This window comes from Coriobacteriia bacterium, from assembly GCA_003149935.1.
Classification (GTDB): domain Bacteria; phylum Actinomycetota; class Coriobacteriia; order Coriobacteriales; family QAMH01; genus QAMH01.
Window position 1 is genome coordinate 283,506 of sequence record QAMH01000008.1, and the last position, 21,692, is coordinate 305,197.

19 protein-coding genes are annotated in these 21,692 nt (G+C 60.8%); 16 read left to right on the forward strand and 3 right to left on the reverse strand.

Annotated elements, in window-relative coordinates:
• Positions 1-108: 108 nt before the first annotated feature.
• The 10 genes from DBY20_08165 (at position 109) to DBY20_08210 (ending at position 10,124) form a co-directional block, all read left to right on the forward strand.
• A complete protein-coding gene (locus DBY20_08165) occupies positions 109-330 on the forward strand; it encodes a phosphopantetheine-binding protein (GenBank protein PWL78282.1) in 222 nt (73 codons plus the stop codon).
• Between the two features lie 13 nt (positions 331-343).
• The gene (locus DBY20_08170) at positions 344-1,327 is read left to right on the forward strand and encodes an enoyl-[acyl-carrier-protein] reductase FabK (GenBank protein PWL78283.1); all 984 of its coding nucleotides are present in this window, start codon (positions 344-346) and stop codon (positions 1,325-1,327) included.
• A gap of 55 nt (positions 1,328-1,382) precedes the next feature.
• The gene (locus DBY20_08175) at positions 1,383-2,309 is read left to right on the forward strand and encodes an ACP S-malonyltransferase (GenBank protein PWL78284.1); all 927 of its coding nucleotides are present in this window, start codon (positions 1,383-1,385) and stop codon (positions 2,307-2,309) included.
• Positions 2,302-3,063, forward strand: a complete 762-nt coding sequence (fabG, locus tag DBY20_08180; GenBank protein ID PWL78285.1) for a 3-oxoacyl-[acyl-carrier-protein] reductase — start codon at positions 2,302-2,304, stop codon at positions 3,061-3,063. The genes DBY20_08175 and fabG overlap by 8 nt, the downstream gene beginning before the upstream one ends.
• A complete protein-coding gene (fabF, locus tag DBY20_08185; GenBank protein ID PWL78286.1) occupies positions 3,060-4,346 on the forward strand; it encodes a beta-ketoacyl-[acyl-carrier-protein] synthase II in 1,287 nt (428 codons plus the stop codon). Before fabG ends, fabF begins: the two co-directional genes overlap by 4 nt.
• Before the next feature lie 114 nt (positions 4,347-4,460).
• A complete protein-coding gene (locus DBY20_08190; GenBank protein PWL78287.1) occupies positions 4,461-4,913 on the forward strand; it encodes a beta-hydroxyacyl-ACP dehydratase in 453 nt (150 codons plus the stop codon).
• Positions 4,914-5,180: 267 nt separating this feature from the next.
• The gene (locus DBY20_08195) at positions 5,181-7,268 is read left to right on the forward strand and encodes an acetyl-CoA carboxylase carboxyl transferase subunit beta (GenBank protein PWL78314.1); all 2,088 of its coding nucleotides are present in this window, start codon (positions 5,181-5,183) and stop codon (positions 7,266-7,268) included.
• Between the two features lie 314 nt (positions 7,269-7,582).
• Complete coding sequence (locus tag DBY20_08200; protein ID PWL78288.1) at positions 7,583-8,227, forward strand: hypothetical protein; 645 nt, start codon at positions 7,583-7,585, stop codon at positions 8,225-8,227.
• A gap of 85 nt (positions 8,228-8,312) precedes the next feature.
• A complete protein-coding gene (locus DBY20_08205; protein PWL78289.1) occupies positions 8,313-8,732 on the forward strand; it encodes a transcriptional regulator in 420 nt (139 codons plus the stop codon).
• Positions 8,733-8,747: 15 nt separating this feature from the next.
• Positions 8,748-10,124 (forward strand): hypothetical protein, encoded by a 1,377-nt coding sequence (locus tag DBY20_08210; GenBank protein PWL78290.1) that lies wholly within the window; start codon positions 8,748-8,750, stop codon positions 10,122-10,124.
• Positions 10,125-10,152: 28 nt separating this feature from the next.
• On the opposite strand, the gene DBY20_08215 is transcribed toward DBY20_08210, so the two are convergent.
• The 3 genes from DBY20_08215 to DBY20_08225 form a co-directional block, all read right to left on the reverse strand.
• Complete coding sequence (locus DBY20_08215; protein ID PWL78315.1) at positions 10,153-11,289, reverse strand: DUF3810 domain-containing protein; 1,137 nt, start codon at positions 11,287-11,289, stop codon at positions 10,153-10,155.
• Between the two features lie 114 nt (positions 11,290-11,403).
• Positions 11,404-12,846: an NAD(P) transhydrogenase subunit beta gene (pntB, locus tag DBY20_08220; GenBank protein ID PWL78316.1), complete on the reverse strand. Its 1,443-nt coding sequence runs from the start codon at positions 12,844-12,846 to the stop codon at positions 11,404-11,406.
• A 5-nt stretch (positions 12,847-12,851) separates the two neighbouring features.
• A complete protein-coding gene (locus DBY20_08225) occupies positions 12,852-14,390 on the reverse strand; it encodes a Re/Si-specific NAD(P)(+) transhydrogenase subunit alpha (GenBank protein ID PWL78291.1) in 1,539 nt (512 codons plus the stop codon).
• Between the two features lie 246 nt (positions 14,391-14,636).
• Here DBY20_08225 and DBY20_08230 point away from each other — a divergent pair, with 246 nt between their 5' ends.
• The 6 genes from DBY20_08230 (at position 14,637) to purE (ending at position 21,553) form a co-directional block, all read left to right on the forward strand.
• On the forward strand, positions 14,637-16,211 hold the full coding sequence (locus tag DBY20_08230) for a 2-isopropylmalate synthase (protein ID PWL78292.1): 1,575 nt from the start codon (positions 14,637-14,639) through the stop codon (positions 16,209-16,211).
• A gap of 205 nt (positions 16,212-16,416) precedes the next feature.
• The gene (gene dnaB / locus DBY20_08235) at positions 16,417-17,811 is read left to right on the forward strand and encodes a replicative DNA helicase (protein PWL78317.1); all 1,395 of its coding nucleotides are present in this window, start codon (positions 16,417-16,419) and stop codon (positions 17,809-17,811) included.
• 107 nt (positions 17,812-17,918) lie between these two features.
• Positions 17,919-19,199, forward strand: a complete 1,281-nt coding sequence (locus DBY20_08240) for an adenylosuccinate synthase (GenBank protein PWL78293.1) — start codon at positions 17,919-17,921, stop codon at positions 19,197-19,199.
• Positions 19,199-20,482, forward strand: coding sequence for a phosphoribosylamine--glycine ligase (locus tag DBY20_08245; protein ID PWL78294.1), 1,284 nt, complete (start codon positions 19,199-19,201; stop codon positions 20,480-20,482). Before DBY20_08240 ends, DBY20_08245 begins: the two co-directional genes overlap by 1 nt.
• Positions 20,470-21,039 (forward strand): NUDIX hydrolase, encoded by a 570-nt coding sequence (locus DBY20_08250; GenBank protein ID PWL78295.1) that lies wholly within the window; start codon positions 20,470-20,472, stop codon positions 21,037-21,039. The genes DBY20_08245 and DBY20_08250 overlap by 13 nt, the downstream gene beginning before the upstream one ends.
• A 49-nt stretch (positions 21,040-21,088) precedes the next feature.
• Positions 21,089-21,553 carry a 5-(carboxyamino)imidazole ribonucleotide mutase gene (gene purE, locus DBY20_08255; GenBank protein PWL78296.1) on the forward strand — a complete coding sequence of 155 codons (465 nt, stop codon included), beginning with the start codon at positions 21,089-21,091 and terminating at the stop codon, positions 21,551-21,553.
• Positions 21,554-21,692: the final 139 nt, after the last annotated feature.

A 21,692-nucleotide genomic window follows, 5' to 3' on the forward strand; every position in this document is an offset into this window, starting at 1 on the left:
ATGCCTTCGTTTGCAATGTTTGCGCAAGATTTTGCATCGTGGCTCACTCATAAAATCTTCGTCTACAATAGTCGCGCTTGTTTGTTAGACACCGCGAAAGGAACCATCATGGCAACTATCGACATCGTCCGCGACGTGCTGGTCGAGAACCAGGACCTCGATCCGAAGGCCATCACCGAAGATGCCGTCATCGAGGACCTGGGCATCGACTCCCTCGACATGGTCGAGCTCATCTGCGACATCGAGGACCAGTGCGAGGTCGACTTCGGCGAGCCTACCGATCTCGTGACCATTGGCGACATCGTCGAGCACATCGACTCCCTGAAGTAGGTCGAAGCGCTTCATGAAAACGAGAGTAACCGAACTCCTGGGCATCGAGGCTCCCATCATCCAAGGCGGCATGGCCCGCGTTGCGGATGCCTCGCTTGCCGCGGCGGTCAGCGAGGCCGGCGGCCTGGGCATCATCGCCTGCGGTGGCGCCAAGCTCGATTGGATTGCCGATCAGGTCAAGCAGGCCCAGGCGCAGACCGACAAGCCCTTTGGCTGCAACATCATGCTCATGGACCCGCTCACGCCCGAGGTCGCCAAGCTCGTCGTCGAGCTCGGCGTCAAGGTCGTCACCACGGGCGCCGGCAGCCCGGTCGAGTACCTGCCCATGTGGCGCGATGCCGGCATCAAGGTCATTCCCGTCATCGCTACCACGGCGCAGGCCAGGCGCATGGAGCGCCTTGGCGTCGATGCCGTGGTCGCCGAGGGCACCGAGTCTGGTGGTCACGTCGGCGAGCTCACCACCATGGCGCTCGTGCCCAGCGTGCGCGAGGCCGTTTCCATTCCCGTCATCGCCGCCGGCGGCATCGCCGACGGTCGCGGCATCTGCGCGGCCTTCGCGTTGGGTGCCGAGGGCGTGCAGATGGGCACGCGCTTCCTCACCATCGACGAGTGCACCGTGTGCGACCCGTGGAAGGAGAAGGTGCTCGGCGCCAAGGACTCCGACACGATTGTGACGGGTCGCGGCACGGGTCATCCCGTGCGCGGGCTCAAGAACAAGTTCGCACGCGCCTGCCGCAAACGCGAGATGGAGGCGAGCAGCCCTGACGATCTCGAGGGCATGTATGCAGGTTCGCTCAAACGTGCAGTCGAGGGTGATATGGAGAACGGCTCGATTCTCGCAGGGCAGATTGCCGCGCTCGTGAAGAAGCGCGGCACGGCCAAGGAGCTCATCGCCGAGCTCATGGCCGAGGCCGAGGCGCTCGGTGCGCTTGACCTCGCCGCCATGGCCGAGCTCAACGCTCGTCAAGGTCGCTGCCTGGAAGATGCCGACGCATAGGAAGACTGAAGCTATGGCTCAACTTGAAGGAATCGGACCGGTCCACACGGTCTTCATGGCCTCGGGGCAGGGGTCGCAAAAGCCCGGCATGGGCGTTTCGCTCTTTGGCGTTCCCGAGGTACAAGCCGCGCTCGAGTGCGCATCCGACGTGTTCGACCGCGACATAGCGGCGCTCGTCAACAGCGAAGGTGACGAGGCGCAGGCACAGCTCAACGAGACGCGCAATGCGCAGGTTGCCATCGCCGCGCTTTCCATCGGCATTGGTCGCGCCCTCATGGCGCGCGGCATCCGGCCCGATGTGCTGCTCGGCTTCTCGCTCGGGCAGATCAGCGCGCTCGCGCTTGCCGACATGCTCACCGACGAGGAGGCCTTTCGGCTCATCGACGTGCGCTCACGCGTCATGGACGAGGCGGCACGCTCGAATCCGGGTGCGATGACAGCGCTGCTCAAGGCTGACGAGGAAAGCGTCATGGCGTTGTGCGAGCAATGCGCCCAAGGCGACGTGCTCGCGCCTGCGAACTTCAATTGTCCAGGCCAGATCGTCGTGGCCGGCACCGTGCCTGCAATCGAGCGCGCGGAGGAGGCCTGGAGGGAGCAGGGCGGCAAGCTAAGCCGCCTGGCGACGCAGGGCGCCTTTCATAGCCCGCTCATGCAGACGGCGTGCGGTCCGTTTGCGGAGTATCTCGCAACCGTCGACTTCAAGGAGCCGGTCATCCCGGTCATTTGCAATACCGATGCCACGCCACTTAATGTCGCGACGGTTCGTCAGCGTCTGGTCGATCACCTCACGCACCCGGTGCGCTTCCAGCAGAGCGTCGAGGCACTTCGCGAACAGGGTGCGGGCACCTTCATCGAGGTCGGCTTCGGCGGCGTGCTGAGCGGCTTGGTGCGACGCATCGACAAGGAAGCCACACGTGCTTGCGTGCAGGATAGACCGAGCTTCGAGGAGCTCGAGGAATCGTGGAGGAAAAGCGATGAGTAACACCGATCAGGGCAGCCCTGTTGCCCTCGTTACCGGGTCAGGCCGTGGCATTGGCCTTGCCTGTGCACGAGCGCTTGCTGCCGATGGCCATGACGTTTGCCTTAACTGCTCGAGCGATTCGAGCTTCGAGCGCACGAATGCTGTCGCCGAGGAGATTGCCAGCGAGTATGGCGTGCGCACGCTGGCCGTTGTGGCCAACGTGGCAGATACGGAGGCCGCCAAGGCCCTCGTGGACCAGACGGTTGCCGAGCTCGGTCACATCGACGTGCTCGTCAACAACGCGGGTATCACGCGTGACGGTCTCATCGCGCGCATGGGCGAGGATGACTTCGATGCCGTCATCGACGTGAATCTCAAGGGCACCTTCAACTGCTGCAAGGCTGCGTCCAAGCACATGATGAAGCAACGTAGCGGCGCCATCGTCAACATGAGCAGCATCGTGGGTATTGCGGGCAATGCGGGGCAGGCAAATTACGCCGCCTCGAAGGCCGGCGTCATCGGCCTTACCAAGTCGCTTGCCAAAGAGCTCGCTCGTCGCAACATCAGGGTCAACGCGGTTGCCCCGGGCTTCATCGCGACCGACATGACGGATGCGCTCAACGACCAGCAAAAGGAAGCCATCACCTCTCAGATCGGTCTTGGCCGATTGGGCGAGGCAGACGACGTGGCCGCCCTCGTGGCGTTTCTCGCGAGTCCCGCAGCTTCCTACATCACCGGACAGGTAATCAGCATCGATGGAGGACTTTCCCTATGAGCACGACAAACGAGAACATGAACCTTCGTCGTCCGGACGGCACGCAACGCGTCGTCATCACGGGCATGGGTGCCGTTACGCCGGCAGGCGTTGGCGTGGATGCGCTGTGGGACGCCGTCATGGGCAAGCAATGCTGCATCGCGCCCATCGAACGTTTCGACACATCTGAATATGAGGTGCACAACGCCGGCGAGGTGCGTGGCTTCGATGCTACCGAGCATGGTCTCTCCAAGAAGGAGGCGCGCCGCTTCGAGCGCTTCGTCCAGTACGCCATGGTCGCAGCTGACGAGGCGATGGCCCAGGCGGGCCTGAACATGGACGAGGTCGATTCGACGCGTGTGGCCATTGCGTTTGGTACGGGCATCGGCGGTATCGACGAGCTGCAAAAGGGCTTCGAGACGCTGAGCGAGAAGGGCCCCAAGCGCGTGAGCCCGCTGTTCGTCCCCACCATGATTGGCAACATCGCCGCCGGCAACCTTGCCATTCGCTACGGCATTCACGGGGCGTGCATCAACGTGGTCACCGCCTGCGCGACCGGAGCGCATAACATCGGCGAGGCTGTTCGTGCCATCCGCCACGGCTATGCCGATGCCGCGCTCGTCGGAGGAGCCGAGGAATCGGTATCGCCCATTTGCATCGCCGGGTTCACCAACCTCGGGGCGCTTTCCAAGGCCGAAGACCCTACTCAGGCCTCGTTGCCCTTCGATGTACGACGCAAGGGGTTTGTCGCAGGTGAGGGTGCAGGCGCGCTCGTCATCGAATCACTTGAGCATGCGCTCAAACGTGGCGCCACACCCATTGCCGAGATCACCGGATATGGCTCTACCGGCGATGCCTACCACATGACCGCGCCCGACCCCGAAGGCGCGGGCATCGTGCGTTCCATGCGTCAGGCGCTCGATGAGGGTGGCTTCGCGCCCGCCGACATCGGGCACGTCAATGCCCACGGCACGGGTACGCCTGCAAACGACAAGACCGAGTCAATCGCCCTGTACGCGCTGTGCGATGACGATGAGCTTGCCGCGGGCGTTCCGGTGACATCCATCAAGGGCACGACGGGCCACACGCTCGGCGCGGCCGGTGCGGTCGAAGCAATCGTCTGTGCGCTTTCGGTCGCCCGCGATTGCGTACCACCCACGACGGGGTTCGCCGAGCCCGATCCCGAGTGCGCCGTCAATGTCGTGACCGAGGCCCTGACGGACGTTCCGCAGAAGGTCGCGCTCTCTAACTCGCTTGGCTTTGGCGGCCACAACGCGACGCTCGCATTCAGCCCCTACGAATGAGACAAATGGTGGGGATGAGACACATTGGACAGGTACATCTGTCTCACTGCATGCAGTGAGACAGATGTACCTGTCCAATGTGTCTCATCCCCGTCTCAGAAAGGAACGTACGTCATGGAAATCAGCTATCCCGCGGGACGCGAGGTCATCGAGGCAGTGCTGCCCCATCGCGATCCCTTCGTGTGGGTGAATCGTGTGCTCGAATGCGAACCCGGCGTCTCCGTCAAGGCCGAGCTCGACGTTGATCCTGCTCTCCCGCTCTTTGCGGGTCACTTTCCCGATTACCCCGTGTTGCCTGGCGTCATCATCATGGAAGCGTTGGCCCAGGCGGCGTCGTTCTCCATCCTGGTCGAGCGCGAGGCGGAGGGCACGCTCGGCTTCTTCGCGGGCATCGACAACGCCAAGTTCCGCAATCAGGTCCGTCCCGGGGACACGCTGACCCTCGAGGCCACCATCGTGAAGTCCTCGCACCGCATGTGCGTGGCCGAGGTGAAGGCCTCGGTTGGCGATACGGTATGCGCGACCGCAACCCAAAAGTATGTGCTAGCTTCCGCTGACCAGCGTTGATAGCAGGATTTCCAACGGAGTATCGACGTGAAAGACCAAGCAACTGAACCCGTATCCAAGCAAGGTGTCGACGTCGTCTATCGCCTTGACCGCATCGCCCTCGAAATTGCCTCGAAGATGCATGAGCAGGGATTGCTCCATGTGTCTGGTTCCGTGGACGGGGACGATGGCCTTTCCATGAATGGTCCGTCTGCCCTGGTCATGGTGCAGGGCAAGCCAGCCAAACAGGCGCATAGCGCCATCAATGGCGCCGGCATTGCGAGCGTCATGCCCCTGACGGGCGATTGGCGCCTCGATAGCAACCCGCGTTTCGCATACACGACCGTCGAGCTGGGCAACAAGCCCACGCGCAAGCTGTTCACCAACGCATATGCCGTTCTCAAGGCGGCCGAGGATGCCGAGGTACAGTGCATCTTGCTGGGCACCGATTCGCTCGCGCTTGCCGAGGACAACCGCTTCTTGCAGCGTGCAGCCGATGCCGGCCTACGCGTATTCAAGGCGCTCGATATCGATACGACATTCGAAAACTGGGTGGAATGCGTGCCCTCGGACCGCGAGGATGCGCCTCAGCCCACGAAGTGGCGCACCTGTCATGCATGCAAGCTCACCTTCGACAATGCCGAATTTGTCGAAAACGATTACTCCTGCCCCTCGTGCGGCACGCTCGCGCGCCTCACGTCTGACGAGCGCATCGAGCTCATCGTGGACGAAGGGACCTTTGAGGAGTGGGATGCCGATATCGAGGATGTCGATCCGCTCGAGTTTCCCGGCTATGCCGAGAAGATCGCATCGTATCGTGAGAAAACCGGCAAACACGAGGCCGTTCGCACCGGCAAGGGCATGCTCGGTGATTTGCCCGTGGCCTTCGGCTTCATGGAGTCCGAGTTTCTCATGGGCTCGATGGGGACGATTGTGGGCGAGAAGGTGAGCCGCCTGTTCGACCGCGCTACTGAGGAGAGTCTGCCGGTCATCATCTTCTGCGCATCGGGTGGCGCCCGCATGCAGGAGGGCCTGGCCTCGCTCATGCAGATGGCCAAGACCGCCTGCGCGGTGGAACGGCACGACCGTGCCGGCCTGCTCTACATCTCCGTGCTCACTGACCCGACCACCGGTGGCGTGACGGCATCGTTTGCCATGCTCGGCGACATGATTCTTGCCGAGCCCGGCGCGCTCATCGGCTTTGCCGGGCAGCGCGTCATTCGCGACACCATCAAGCAGGACCTTCCCGAAGGCTTCCAGACCGCGGAGTTCGCCCTCGAGCATGGCCTCATCGACGCCATCGTCGAGAGGGACGACCTGCGCGGCGTGCTGCGAGCTGGCGTGGCGTTTCATCGGCCGTGGCGCGGGAACGACCACAACGCGCTGTTCGGGTCATTCAAGAGCGATTCGCTTGAGGACGACGATACGCCGAATGCCGCCGATGCCGCTCGCAAGTGGATCGGCGACCAGATTGACCGTCTGCCTTTCGTCGAGAGCATCAAGAAGGGCGCCGAGGCGGGCATGGACAAGGTGAACCAGCGCTTCCGTGGTAAGCGCGATGCCGATTCGGACGAGTCCTCGACAGATGTTGCTCCCGGTAGTGCTTGGGAGAGCGTGCAAATTGCCCGCAACGTGCACCGCCCCACGGCGAGCTCCTACATCAAGGTGCTTTCGCCGTCGTTCCTCGAGCTGCATGGAGACCGCGAGTTTGCCGACGACAAGGCCATCGTCGCCGGGCTTGGGCGCATTAACGGACGTCCCGTCACCATCATCGCCCAGGAGAAGGGTGCGACCTTGCCCGAGCGCATCAAACGCAACTTTGGCTGTCCCCAGCCCGAAGGCTACCGCAAGACGGCGCGTCTCATGCGTCAGGCCGAGAAGTTCAATCGGCCCATCGTTTGCTTGGTCGATACTCAGGGCGCGTTTTGCGGCATGGAGGCTGAAGAGCGAGGTCAGGGTAACGCGATAGCCGAAAACCTCGAGCTCATGGCCGGCCTGCATGTGCCGGTCGTGAGCGTGTTGCTTGGCGAAGGCGGCTCGGGCGGCGCGCTCGCGCTTGCTCTCGCCAACCGCGTGGCGATGCAACAGCATGCGGTGTATTCGGTGCTTTCGCCCGAGGGTTTTGCCTCGATCCTGTGGAAGGACGGCTCGCGTGCGCCCGAGGCGGCTGAGGTCATGGGCATGAGCGCTGACGATGTGTTTGAGCTGGGTGTTGTGGACGCGGTGCTGCCCGAGGGCGATGGAGCCGCGCACGAAAATCCCGAGCAGGCTGCCGATATCGTCTTCGCCTACGTGGACGAGACCCTCGAGGAACTGAGCGCGTATAGGCCCGAGGAGCTGCTAGCCCAGCGCCAGGAGCGTTTCGCAAGGTTCTAGGGAACTTCCTGGCGGCGCAGCCCCCCGTCATTTCGAGCGAAGTCGAGAAATCTCACTAACTGCCTCATTTCGAGCGGCGCCGGGGTCGCCTCCCCCTTGTCATTTCGAGCGGAGCGACCGCAGGTCGCGCAGTCGAGAAATCTCCCCTACGCCAAAGGCCTTCTGGCAAGCCCTGCCACATTATGTGCTGGCGTTCTTAGCTCCCAGCTAATGAAATACGTGTTCTTTGTGGATAGACTCCCCAACGGTCGCGCAATAACCACGCATCGACATGTCGGCCGAGCATGCCGAATTTACCGTATGAGGAGAAAGCTATGAATAGCGTTCAGACAGACACCAATAAGCCAAGGTCCGGTTTTGCGATTGCCGCCCTCGTTCTGGGAATCGTTGCCGCGGCAACATCGTTTATGCCCATCATAAATAATGCCTCCTTCTTTATTGCCTTGATTGGATTCATCCTTGCTATCGTGGCTATAGCTGGGATTCGCAAGGGCAGGAACAGCGGCAAGGGTCTTGCTGTCGCCGGCCTCGTTCTCTCCATCGTTGCAGGCCTTCTGGTTCTGGGCACTCAGGCCTTTTATTCCGCAGTCCTCGACGAAGCGGTAGATCAGTCGACTCAGCAGCTCAATAAGATGACAGGTGATGCGACTGATGACATCTTGGGTGTTGATGTCGAGGTCACTATCGGCGACTACTCGATTAGCAAGGATCAATACGGCCTCGTGAAAAGCGATCTTCCGGTCACGGTGAAAAACCTGCTCAACGAGCCCTCTTCGTTTTGGATTAACATCGAAGCCGTTGATGCAAATGGCTCGCGCATCAACGATGATACTGTCATTATCAACGACCTTGGTGCGGGACAGAGCACGAAACTCGACGCCTTTGCCTTCGTGAGCTCCGATGATTACGAGGCGATGAAAAACGCAAGCTTCAACATCATTTCGGTCTCGGAGATGTAGTGCGCAAGGCAAGTATCGCATGCTTTATGAAGGTCGGTATGCGGAGTATGCTGCCCTCGTTGCAAAATGAGATGGATGGAAAGTTATGGACGAGAGAATCACCGAGGAGCTCCTTGCCGAGCTTCTCGCATCGCCGAGCATAGAGGGCTTTCTTGATGAGAATGCCATCAACGAGGTTACCTTGTCCGAATACCTGCAGCAACTTCTCGACAAAAAGGGCCTCAAGCGTGCCGAAGTCATACGTAAGGCAAATCTCAATGCGACCTTTGGCTATCAGGTTTTCACCGGCGCGCGCGGGGCGGGGCGTGACACGATCTTGCAGCTCGTTTTCGCCATGGAGCTGACGTTGCGCGAGGCCAACCGGCTATTGCAGGCAGCAGGCGTTAATGGGCTTTACTGCAAGAACCGTCGCGATGGCATTATCATCTTTTGCATTGAGCACTCCTATTCGCTGCAGGAAACGGATGAGGAGCTGTACCGTTTCGGTGAGGAGACCATTTGCTGATATCATCACTCTACGATGGATGATGATCTCGCAACATATCTTGATGCGCTCGCTCGGGGTGAGTGCTATCGTGTCGATGCCGTTTTGAAGGAAAGCGCTCTGGAGATGACGGAGCGCGTTTTTCTCATCGTTGCCGACGGTACGGAGCGTGGCCCCTTCATTCGCAAGCGCATGAAAATCGAATCTGGGTTGGGTGAGGCATATGAGCGTCTTTGGCGGGCGCAGAAGGCGGGCAAACGCTTCATGCACTTACCGCGCATCGTGGAATGCGGAGTGGATGGCGATGATCGCATCGTAATCATGGAGCATGTGGACGGCGCTACCCTAGACGAGCTGGTCCAGAATTCCAGCTATACCGATGGGGCCGCCCTTACCATCTCCGGTTTACTTTGCGATGCGGTCATGGAGCTACATGAATGCTTCGATCCCCCAATGATTCATCGTGATCTCAAACCCGAAAATGTCATTATCTCTCCATCGAATCTCACGCTCATCGACCTTGGCATTGCTAGAACCTTTGACAAGGATGCGGAGAGGGACACGAGAAGTTTCGGCACACGCGGCTATGCTCCTCCCGAGCAGTTTGGCTATGGGCAGACCGATGAACGCAGCGATATATACGCGCTGGGAATGCTGATTGCATATTGCTTTCTGCGCGAGGATCCTGAACGTCGCCTTGTCGAAAGCGAATTTGCAGATGAGCGCATTCCTGAATCGCTCCGACCGGTTCTTGCATGTGCGACGTCCTTCGATCCGGAGAGACGCTACAAAAGCGTACGGGCCATGAAGGATTCACCCGACATGGCAACCACACTTGCGGAGATGGAATCGGCTGCCGCATATGTCGAGGAAGAAGACGCGGCACACGCGAGCAAGGGGGCGATGAGCGCTCCCGCAGCTCCACCACCGCCCCAGACGTCGCAAATCTGCAATGTGGACAGGGTACCGGGATCCTCTCGGCCAGTATCGTTGCCACCTCAGGCGCCGAGCGTCTCCAATGCCGATAATGCGATGAAAGACAGGCGGCCTTTTGCAACAATCCCGCAGTGGGTCGGTATCATCTGGAATGTTCTGGTGATTGCGACATGGACGCTTTTTGCTATCGCTGCCATATCGGTCACCTTCTTTCCCGTCGAGGGTGACACTTTTGTCTCGCCGCTCGCGCGGGGAATCATTTCGATAGGCATCTTCCTGGTCGGGCTTGCTCCGATAGCATTCGGGCTGCTTGACAAGAGCTGGTTGAAAAGGCGCTTTGCTCTCCTTAGGAGGTTTGCTTGGTGGAAGGTGCTGCTGTTCTGCGTGGCTGTAGGGCTTGCAATCATGCTCGCCTCAGCTGTAATCGGAACCGTCATAAACGAAGCAGTCATGTTCAGCGCAAGCGCCGCTGGGTGAAACTACGTTCCCCTCGCCCCCCTTACCCTCACCGTTCCGCCAGCAGTAAGTCCACCATGCGCCCGTAGCTGCGCACGCCATCTGACTGGTCGTTGGCCTTCAGGTACGCATCGTTGGCTTGCTGGGCGAACGTGCGAAACGCCCCCTCGTACTGCGCCCAGAACTCCGCGTTCTCCATGCGATCGGCTCGCACGGCATCCGAAAGCCCAGTTGCCACTTGGCGCGCCGCGTTCTCGTCCACGCTCGCCAGCGCCGAAATCGCATACGAATACGCAAGTGAGTATCCGCTATAACGAATGAGCGGATCACCACTCTGCTTGCAAGCGAGGTAGGCGATGAAGTTCGCCTCATCTTCACGCATGTACCCACATTGATGTGCGAGCTCATGACCCATGGTTGCGGGAATCGTGTAGAAAGGCGGCAACGTGTTGATGTTGCTCTCAACCGTAAACGCAAAGTACATGCCCGTTATGTCTCCGTACGACATGAGCCAAGAGAAAAACGTGATGGGCTTGGGCTGCGAGTAGACCGGACGTTCGAGCGTGGTGTATTGCTCCGCCAGCACCTTCATTTCGTCGATACTGCGCACGGCGTATCCCGCAAAGCCGCCTCGCTCGTCAATATGTGCCTGCATATCGCCACCGATTTCGGCACGCGTAGCATTGAGCTCGACCGTGAGCTCGCTGCACAGGTCAACCAGCTCCTGCGTTGTGGACTCCCTGACGTCAAAGCCTTCGTTTTGCGCAAAGGTGTAGCGGTAATAGTTGAGCCCGCAGAGCATGGCGTACAGGAAGAACGCGATGGAGATGATGCCGAAAGCGCTCGTAATCAGGCGGTAGAGATAGCGCAAGCGCTCGCCACGCCGTGTGATGATACGCATGATGTAATAGATGAGCATACATGCAATCGACACGACGGCGATGACAACGACCCACTGCGCTACCGAGAAGCTTGTGAGCGACGGCAGGTAACCCCACACGCTCGAGATCCACGGGTACACGCCGCGTGAGAATATGTGCTCGCATGCATCGGGGTTCGCACGCGCCAGTATGGTGAGCACGAGTGCGATGATGCCGGGCAACAGCCACCATAGCCGTCGAAGCTCACGAAGCCAGCTTGCCTTGAGCGCGTCTTTCCTCGTTGTTCTGTCTTGCGTCTGATCCATGAGCCAATCATAGCGGATGGGATGCGACGAATTTGCCAAAGTGTCTCGATCAAAAAGGGAGACCACGCATCTGCGGAGCCTCCCTTCGCTGCTTGTTGCTATGTCGCTCGTGCCTTATAGCGCGGCGATGATGGCGTCGACGCTGTCCTTGGCGTCGCCCAGCAGCATGTCCGTGTTCTCGTTGTAGAACAGCGGGTTGTCCACGCCAGAATAGCCGGCCGAACCCATCTTGCGCTTGGAGACGATGACCTTGCCAGCCTCCCAGACGTGCAGCACCGGCATACCGGCGATGGGGCTGCCCGGCTCGGTCGCGGCCGACGGATTCACGGTGTCGTTCGCGCCGATGACAAGCACGACATCGACATCGCCGAAGTCATCGTTGATCTCGTCCATCTCATAGACCGCGTCGTAGGGGACCTTGGCCTCGGCCAGCAGGACGTTCATGTGTCCCGGCATGCGTCCGGCAACCGGGTGGATGCCGAACTTCACGTCCACGCCACGCTCGATGAGCTTGCGCGTGAGGTCTGCCACGGGGAACTGCGCCTGCGCCACGGCCATGCCATAACCCGGCGTGACGACGACGCTCTTGGCGTTGCGCAGCAGCTCGGCGACTTCCTCGGGCGTCGTCTCGGTATGCTCGCCGCCCTGCGTGGCGCCATCACCCGAGGAGGCGGCGGGTGCAGAGCCAAAGCCGCCCAGGATAACCGACACGAACGAGCGGTTCATGCCCTGGCACATGATCCACGACAGATAGGCACCCGACGAGCCGACAAGCGCGCCGGTGATGATGAGCAGGTCGTTACCGAGCGTGAGGCCGACCATCGCGGCAGCCCAACCGGAATACGAGTTGAGCATCGAGATGACGACGGGCATATCGCCGCCACCGATGGCCATGACCAGATGCAGGCCAAGCACGAGCGAGACGACGGTCAGGATGATGAGCGGGGCCAGGCCGGCGTCGACGCCCTCGGTGTTGGCGAACCATACGATGAGTGCAATCGAGGCAATGACCATGATGAGGTTGAGGATGTTGCGGCCGGGCAGCGTGAGGGGCTTGCCCGATATGCGCGCCGCAAGCTTGAGGTAGGCGATGATCGAGCCGGTAAAGGTGACCGCGCCGATGAAGATGGCTAGGCCGGTCTCGGCCATGTGAAAGGCGTTTTCCGCGCCGCCGGCGAGGTTGCCCGGCGTCGTGAAGAACGAGCCGAAGGCCACGAGTACGGCAGCCGCACCCACGAACGAATGCAGCATCGCCACGAGCTGCGGCATAGCGGTCATCTGGACGGTCTTGGCGCGCCAGATGCCGATGATGGCGCCGATGATGATGGCTGCCGCCATGAAGCCGATGACGGGACCAAGGGGCTGCGTGGACGAAACGAGCGTCACGAGTATGACGGCGACAAGAGCCAGCACCATGCCCGCGATGCCGAAGAAGTTACCGCGCTGGGCGGTCTTTTGCTTGGAAAGTCCCGCGAGCGCGAGGATGAAGAGCAGCGCCGCGACAAGATATGCGAGCGATTCGAAATGCGCGAGAGCATCGAGAATTGTGGAGTTCATCATGACTAATCAGAGCTCCTCTCGAACATCTTGAGCATTCGGTGCGTCACTAAGAAGCCACCAAAGATGTTGATGGAGGCCACGGCCATCGCGATGAACGCGAGAATGGTGACCACGAGGCTCGATGAGCTGATGAGCAGGATGGCGCCCACGATGATGATGCCCGAAATCGCATTGGTAACCGACATGAGCGGGGTGTGCAGCGTATGCGATACGCCGCCGATCACGTAGAAGCCCACGACGATGGCAAGCTCGAGCACGACGAAGTGCGAGGTCATGGATGGTGGGGCGAGCATGACCACAACTGCGCCGAGCAGCACGGCGGCCACCTTCCACCACCACTTGGCGAATGCCGACTTCTCCTTGGGCTCCTCGACTGGCGTTGCCTCGGCCGGGGTCTCCTCCTTCTTGGGGGCGGCAGAGACGCTGACCGCGGGTGGTGGCCACATGCCGATGCCGTCGAGCGTGACGGTGATGCCGCGGATGACCTCGTCGGCCTCATCGAGGACGAGTACGCCGTCTTTACCTGGGGTTGCGAGCTTGAAGAAGTTCACGATGTTCTGGCCATACAGCTGCGAGGCTTGTCCCGGCAGGCGTCCCGGCAGGTCCGTGTAGCCAATGATGGTTACGCCGTTGTCGGTGACAACGACCTCGCCCGGCTTGGACAGCGCACAGTTGCCGCCAAGCGGGCTCGCGCCCATGTCGACGATGACGCTACCGGGCTTCATGCCGGCGACGGCCTCTTCGGTGAGTAGCAGCGGGGCGGGACGACCCGGCACCTGCGCTGTCGTGATGACGATGTCGTTGATGGCGGCTTGGTCCTCGTAGACCTTGAGGACACGCGCCTGCTCGTCCTCGTCAAGAGCCTTGGCGTAGCCGTCCGAGCTCTCCTGCTTGACGGGAATTTCGACGAAGGTCGCGCCGAGCGACTCGACCTGGTCGGCGACGTCTGCACGCACATCAGTTGCGGAGACTTCGGCGCCCATGGAGTTTGCCGTGCCGATCGCGGCCAGTCCCGCAACGCCGACGCCGATGACGTAGACACGGGCCGGGGGCATCTTGCCGGCAGCCGTCACCTGGCCGGTGAACAGGCGGCCAAAGACGTTTGCTGCCTCGATGACGGCACGGTAGCCACCCACGTTGGCCATCGACGAGCGCACGTCAAGGGATTGCGAGCGCGACAGGCGCGGCACCATGTCCATGGCGAGCGCCGTGATGCCCATTTCCTCGAACTTGCCGATGATGTCCTTGTTCGCACCGGGGTTCATGCGCGCGATAAGCGTCGCGCCGCGCTTGATGAGCGCGAGCTCTGCATCTGGCGGAGTGTCGAGACATACGACGATATCGGCTCCCCACGCCTCCTCGCGGCTCACGATTTTCGCACCCGCCTGCTCGTACGCGTCGTCAAAGTAGCTTGCCTTCTCGCCGGCGCCGGATTCGACGGCAACGTCATAGCCAAGCTTGATGAGCTTCTTGACGCTATCTGGGGTGCCTGCGACAAGCGTCTGTTCGGGATTTGGCTCCCGCGGTATACCTATGAGCATTTTTCCTCCCCATTACGAAAAAGCCCGTTGTATGTAAGTGGGTATGGTAATGCAAGTTCGCGCACATATATATACTGAAAAAGAGGGGTAAGTAAATTCAGTCGTGGGGTACGACCTCGTTCTTGGGGCATGAACCCTCGCCTTCCCTTGCGTTTACGCCCAGCTCGGGTAGTATTCGCTTTCAAGGCAAGTATCGAGTGAGACAGATTGGACAGGTACATCTGTCTCACTTGGCGGGAGGATGCTATGAGCAGAAAGATCGCCATATTCGACACCACGCTGCGCGATGGCGAGCAGTCGCCGGGCGCGAGCATGAACGCCCAGGAGAAACTCGTCATTACGCGCCAGCTCCTGCGCCTCAACGTCGATGTCATCGAGGCGGGTTTTCCCGTGTCGAGTCCCGGTGATTTCAAGTCTGTTCAGGATATCGCCATTACCTGCGGTGACCAGTGCATCGTCGCTGGCCTCACGCGTGCCGTCGAGCATGATATCGATGTGTGCGCCGAGGCGCTCGAGGTTGCCGCACGCCCGCGCATCCACACGGGCATCGGCGTCTCGCCCGAGCATCTTCGCTACAAGTTCAAGGGCATGTCGCTTGACGAGGCCATCGATCAAGGCGTTGCCGCCGTACGCCATGCCCGCAAGTACGTCGACGATGTCGAGTTCTATGCCGAGGATGCCGGCCGTGCCCCTTACGAGGACCTGGCCCGCATGCTCGAGGCCGTCATCAAGGCCGGTGCGACGGTCGTGAACATTCCCGACACCACGGGCTTCAGCGTGCCGTGGGAGTTCGGCCAGCGCATACGCTACCTCATGGAGCACGTTGCCGGTATCGAGGATGTCTGCGTCTCCGTGCATTGCCACAACGATCTGGGCATGGCGACCGCGCTCTCGCTCGCAGGCGTGATGAACGGCGCCACACAGGTTGAGTGCACCATCAACGGCCTAGGCGAGCGCGCGGGCAACACCGCCATGGAGGAAGTCGTCATGGCGATCAAGATGCACGAGTCCGAGCTTGATGCTCACACGGACATCAACACGACCGAGTTCGCGCACACAAGCCGCCTCGTCTCCTCCATCACGGGCATCAACGTGCAGCCTAACAAGGCCGTGGTCGGCGCAAACGCCTTTGCGCATAGTTCGGGTATCCACCAAGATGGTGTCATCAAGAACCGCACCACCTACGAAATCATCGCGCCTGAGGACGTGGGTGTTTCCGGAAGCCAGATCGTGCTCACTGCCCGCAGCGGACATGCTGCCTTGCGCAAGCGCCTCGAGGATCTGGGCTACGCAAACATTCCGGATGACAAGTTCGAGCAGGTCCACGCCGCATTCCTCGAGCTCGCCGATAGCAAGAAGGAGATCTACGACGAGGACCTGCATTCACTCATGGGCGAGCAGGACCGCAACGAAAACGCGATCTACCGCCTCGACGCCGTTCAGATTTCCTGTGGCCAGCCGCTCGTCTCGACAGCAACCGTGACCATCACTGACGAGAACGACGAGGTGCACACCGCCTGCGAGATCGGCTCGGGACCCATTGATGCCATGTACTCTGCCATCAACAAGATCGTTCAGGCAGAAAACGACCTCATGGAGTATTCGGTCAAGGCGGTGACACGGGGCATTGACGCTCTCGGTGAAGTGACCGTGCGCATCATGGACCGTGATGGAGCTATCTTCATCGGCCGTGGTAGCGACCGTGACATCACCGTGAGCTCGGGCAAGGCCTACGTCAACGCGCTCAACCGCATGATCGACCAGCAACGATGCAATGCTCAACGCGCCGAGAGTGGCACCGACGCCCCCGCGCACATCTAGTGGCGGTCAAACAAACCCCCTTTACCATTCGAGAAAGTTTGAAAATCCGTTTATAAGTGGAAAACTCGGCATTTCCCCCTTGTGACGGCGCTTTGGTCTCCACATCGGGTGTTAATGCGCACAAACGCGGACAATCGTGTCTCACCAAACGGGTATGGTGGTCACCCCTGAAAAGGACAACCCAATGAGGAGATGCGAGCGCACCATGCCAGAGCTTGCCTATACATCGAGTGCTAACAATTCGGTTGAGCGCATCATGCCGCAGGATATCGATGCCGAGAAGGCCGTGCTTGCGGCCATGCTGCTCGGCCAGGACACTGAGGTCGTCGAGGAAGCGCTCATGAAGCTTTCGGCCAAGGAGTTCTACCGTCCCGCGCATCGCAAGATCTTCGAGGCCATGGAAGAGCTCTACAACAAGAACGCTCCCATCGATCAGCTTTCCTTGGCCGATCGCCTCAAGACGCGCGGAGACCTCGATGCTGTGGGTGGCAAATCCTACATCGTCGAGCTCGGCAACAACACCTATGCGTTGGCCAACTGGGCCCATCACGCAGACATCGTCAAGCGCGCTGCCATGCTGCGTGATCTCATCGGTGCCGCCGTACGCATCACCGCGCTCGGCTATGATGCGCCGGATGACCTCGACGAGGTCGTCGAGACATCCGAGAAGCTTCTCTTCGATGTCACCAACAAGCGCGTTTCCACCAACTTCAAGTCCATGAGCTCGCTTGTGGTCGAGACCTTCAACGAGCTTCAGGAGCTTGCCAACACCAAGAGTCGCTACAACGGCGTGCGTACAGGCTTTAAGGACCTCGATGATCTCTTTGGCGGCCTGCGCGGCGGCGACCTTGTCATTCTCGCCGCCCGTCCTTCTGTCGGCAAGACGGCGCTCGCGCTCAACATCGCAAGTCGCGCTGCCCAGCTTGGCACGTCGGTTGCCTTCTTCTCGCTTGAGATGTCAGCCACGCAGCTTGTGCAACGCGTGCTCTCGACCGAGACGCGCATCAACTCCAAGAAGATGCAAACGGGCCAGATGAGCGGCCAGGATTGGGTCACGCTCGTCAATGCGTCAGATACGCTCTCCAAGCTGCAGCTTTGGGTCGATGATACGCCGAGCGCCTCGATTCTCGAAGTGCGCGCCAAGGCACGTCGTCAGCTGCGCAACGTCGAGCCGCAAAAGGGCCTCATCATCGTCGACTACCTGCAGCTCATGCAACCGCAAAACACGCGTACGGAGTCCCGTCAGGTAGAGATCGCGGAGATTTCCCGTGGCCTCAAGATTCTCGCGAAAGAGATGGACATGCCCATCATCGCGCTCTCGCAGCTTTCCCGTGCTGTCGAGTCGCGTCAAGGCAAGCGCCCCATCCTGTCAGACCTGCGCGAGTCCGGTGCTATCGAGCAAGATGCCGACATCGTCATGTTCCTTGATCGCTCTTTGTCCGAGAAAGAAGCCGAGCAGGAGGATCGTCCACCGCTCAACACGGCAGACGTCATTGTGGCCAAGCACCGCAATGGCCCCATCGGTACCGTGAGCCTGGCGTTCCAAAGCGAGTTCACGCGCTTTGATAACCTCGCTCGCCACGAGGACGACCGCTACTAGGGCAGCTCTCTCGCATTCCGTTCGAATCCTCCGCGTACAGCCCTTCACATTCGATACAATGATGATTCGCGCACAAACGCGCTGAGCCTCTCATTAAGGAGAACCACATGTCGGGCACCATATTAGTAGGCACCCAGTGGGGCGACGAGGGAAAGGGCAAGGTCACGGACCTGCTCGCTTCCGATTATGACTACGTCGTTCGCTTCCAGGGCGGAAACAACGCCGGTCACACCGTCATCTACGGCGACACCAAACTCGCCTTGCACCTCATTCCATCAGGCATCATGTACGAGAGCGTGACGCCGCTCATCGGCAATGGTTGCGTTATCGACCCCAAGGTGCTTTGCGACGAGATGGCCGGACTCGAGGAGCAGGGCATCTCCACGGAGCGCCTTCTCATCAGCAGCAACGCGCACGTCATCATGCCCTACCATCGCGTGCTCGATGGCGCGACCGAATCACGTCTGGGCGCCAACAAGATCGGCACGACCAAGCGCGGCATCGGCCCGTGCTACCAAGACAAGTACGCGCGCATCGGCATTCGCGTCCAGGACCTGCTCGACAAGAAGATCCTGCGCGAGAAGCTCGAGACGGCGCTTGCCATCAAGAACGACATTCTGCAAAACGTCTACGACCTGCCCACGTTCACGGTCGACGAGATTCTGGACGAATACCTCGGCTATGCGGACCTGATTCGCGAGCATGTCGTGGACGCAAGCCAGCTGCTCAACGCCGAGCTGCGTGCCGGCAAGTCAGTGCTCTTCGAGGGCGCCCAGGCCACCCAGCTCGACATCGATCACGGTACCTATCCCTTCGTCACTTCCAGCAACTGTACCGCAGGCGGCGCCATGACAGGTACGGGTGTGGGCCCCACGCGCATCGATCGCGTCCTGGGCATCGCCAAGGCCTATATGACACGCGTGGGCAGCGGTCCGTTTCCCACGGAGCTCTTCGACGAGTACGGCAAGATCCTGGGCGAGGCCGGCCACGAGGTTGGCGTCACCACGGGGCGTAAGCGTCGTTGCGGTTGGTACGATGCCGTCATCATCCGCTATGCCGCCGACGTCAACGGCCTCACCGACATCGCGCTCACCAAGCTCGACGTGCTCGGCGCCGTCGACAAGATCCAGATTTGCACGGCCTACGAGGCCGATGGCGTCGTCTACGAAAACGTCCCGAGTCAGCAGACGGCCTTCCATCATGCCAAGCCCATCTACGAGGAGATGCCCAGCTGGCAGTGCGATATCTCCGGTTGCCGCACGTACGCCGAGCTGCCCCAGGAGGCTCGCGATTACGTGGAGCATCTCGAGCAACTCGCCGGCGTGCCCATCAGCATCGTCACGGTCGGTCCCGATCGCGACCAGACCATCATGAGAGGATGGAACTAATGAATATCCTTCTTCTGGGTAGCGGCGGGCGCGAGTGCGCCATCGCCACGGCGCTCGTCGAGTCGCCTTCGTGCGACGAGCTCTTCATCGCACTCGGCAATGGCGGTACGGCCGAGCTCGGCACCAACGTTGACCTCGACATTGAGGACGGTCAGGCCATCGTCGATTTTGCTCGTGAGAATGGTTGCGAGCTCGTGGTCATCGGCCCGGAGGCTCCGCTTGTTGCCGGTGTCGCCGATGCCGTGCGCGGGGCTGGCATCGATTGCTTTGGCCCCGGTGCCGCGGGTGCGCGTCTCGAAGGCTCCAAGGATTTCTCCAAGAGCCTCATGATGAAGTACGACCTGCCCACGGCGGCATATGGCACCTTCACGGATTGCGATTCCGCGCTGGCCTACCTCAACGAGCATGGCGCGCCCATCGTCGTCAAGGCCGACGGCCTGGCGGCGGGCAAGGGCGTCACGGTCGCGCTCACCAAGGAAGCCGCCGACGAGGCCATCTGCGAGTGCTTTGACGGTCGCTTTGGCGAGGCGGGCCAGACGGTCGTCATCGAGGAGATGATGACGGGCCCCGAGTGCTCCATGCTCGCCTTTACCGATGGCATTACCGTCCTTCCCATGGCTCCCTCGCAGGACCACAAGCGCGCCTACGAGAACGACGAAGGCCCCAACACGGGCGGCATGGGCGTGTACTCGCCGGTCCCCATCGTCACCGATGAGGAGCACGCGACGATGGTCGACATCATGGAGCGCGCCGTCGCCGGTCTGCGCGAGGAGGGCATCGACTACCGTGGCGTCCTATACGGCGGCTTCATGCTTACACCGGAGGGCCCCAAGCTGCTCGAGTTCAACGCACGCTTTGGCGACCCCGAGACGCAGGTCGTGCTGCCGCGTCTCGAGACCGACCTGGTCGACGTCATGGTCGCGACTGCCCAGCAGCGCCTGAGCGAGGTCGAGCTTTCCTGGCGCCCCGAGTGGGCCGTGAGCGTCGTGCTCGCGAGCGAGGGCTACCCTGGCGATTACGAGAAGGGCCGCGAGATTACGGGCATCGACGAGGCCAACGCATTGCCGGGCGTACACGTCTACCATGCCGGTACCAAGGTCGTCGATGGCAAGGTCTACACCAACGGAGGCCGCGTCCTCAACGTCACCGCGCTCGGCGACACCTTCGAGGCCGCGCGTGACCGCGCCTACGAGGCCTGCGACCTCATCAACTGGGACGGCAAGTTCATGCGTCGCGACATCGGCGCCCGTGCCATGAGGGGCCGCAGCGCATGGGAGAGCTAATCGAGTACTTCGAGGATCCCGCGATCAGCGAGAAGATTCTCAGTTCCGTGCGCAGCTTCGAGGGACGCCTGGTCAAGGTCGATTCCGTCGACATCGAGTTGCCCAACGGGCATAAGACGCAGCACGAGGTCATCCGTCACCCGGGTGCGGTATGCGTCATCGCGCTCGACGACCAGGGCCGCGTGCTCATCGTGCGCCAGTACCGCACGGCGCTCGAGCGCGTGACCATCGAGGTTCCCGCAGGCAAGATCGACCCTGGCGAGGACCCCGAAGATGCCGTACGTCGTGAGCTCGCCGAGGAGACGGGCTACGCAGCAGGGCAAATCCGCCGTCTTGCCTCCATTGCCGTGGCCGTGGGTTATAGCGATGAAATCATCCATCTGTACATGGCGACAGACCTCGTACCCGGCTCCGCGCATCCGGATGATGACGAGTTTGTCGTCGCCGAGTGGGTGAGCATCGAATCGCTCATCGACTCCGTCCTCGACGGCCGCATCGAGGATTCGAAGACCGTTATCGCCGCGCTCATATGCGATGCGCTGCGCCATAGAATGTAGGGCTCCGCAGAGAACAGACGTCTTGCGGTTGCACGAGTGAGGAGAAGAGATGTCCGCAGAAAAACCGCTGGTAGGAATCATTCTGGGCTCCAAATCGGATGCCCCCGAGTTTGAGGGCTGCAAGGAGATGCTCGAGAAGTTTGGCGTGCCCTACGAGTTCGTCATCCACTCCGCGCACCGCAATCCCGATGACGTGCGCGAATGGGCCATCAGTGCCGAGTTGCGCGGCCTCAAGGTTATCATCGCCGGTGCCGGCAAGGCTGCAGCGCTTGGTGGCGTCGTGGCATCGCACACGCCGCTGCCCGTCATCGCCGTGCCCATGAAGACGAGCGACCTGGGCGGCATGGACTCGCTACTCTCCACGGTGCAGATGCCCACGGGCGTGCCCCTGGCCTGCGTCGCCATCAACGGCACCAAGAATGCCGCGATTCTGGCCACGCAGATTCTCGGCACCGCCATGCCCGAGTACCGTGACGCCATCATCGAATACAAGCGCGAACTCGCCGGCAAATAATGCGTCATATGGCAAGGGCGCTCCTCCGGGAGCGCCCTTTTCCTTCATGCCCTCTTCACATCCACAGGTACTCTACCTTTGGTTTCACAGATTCTTCACATTTCCTTGCGTCTTTGTCGGGGCTTCGGCTAGGGTTTTA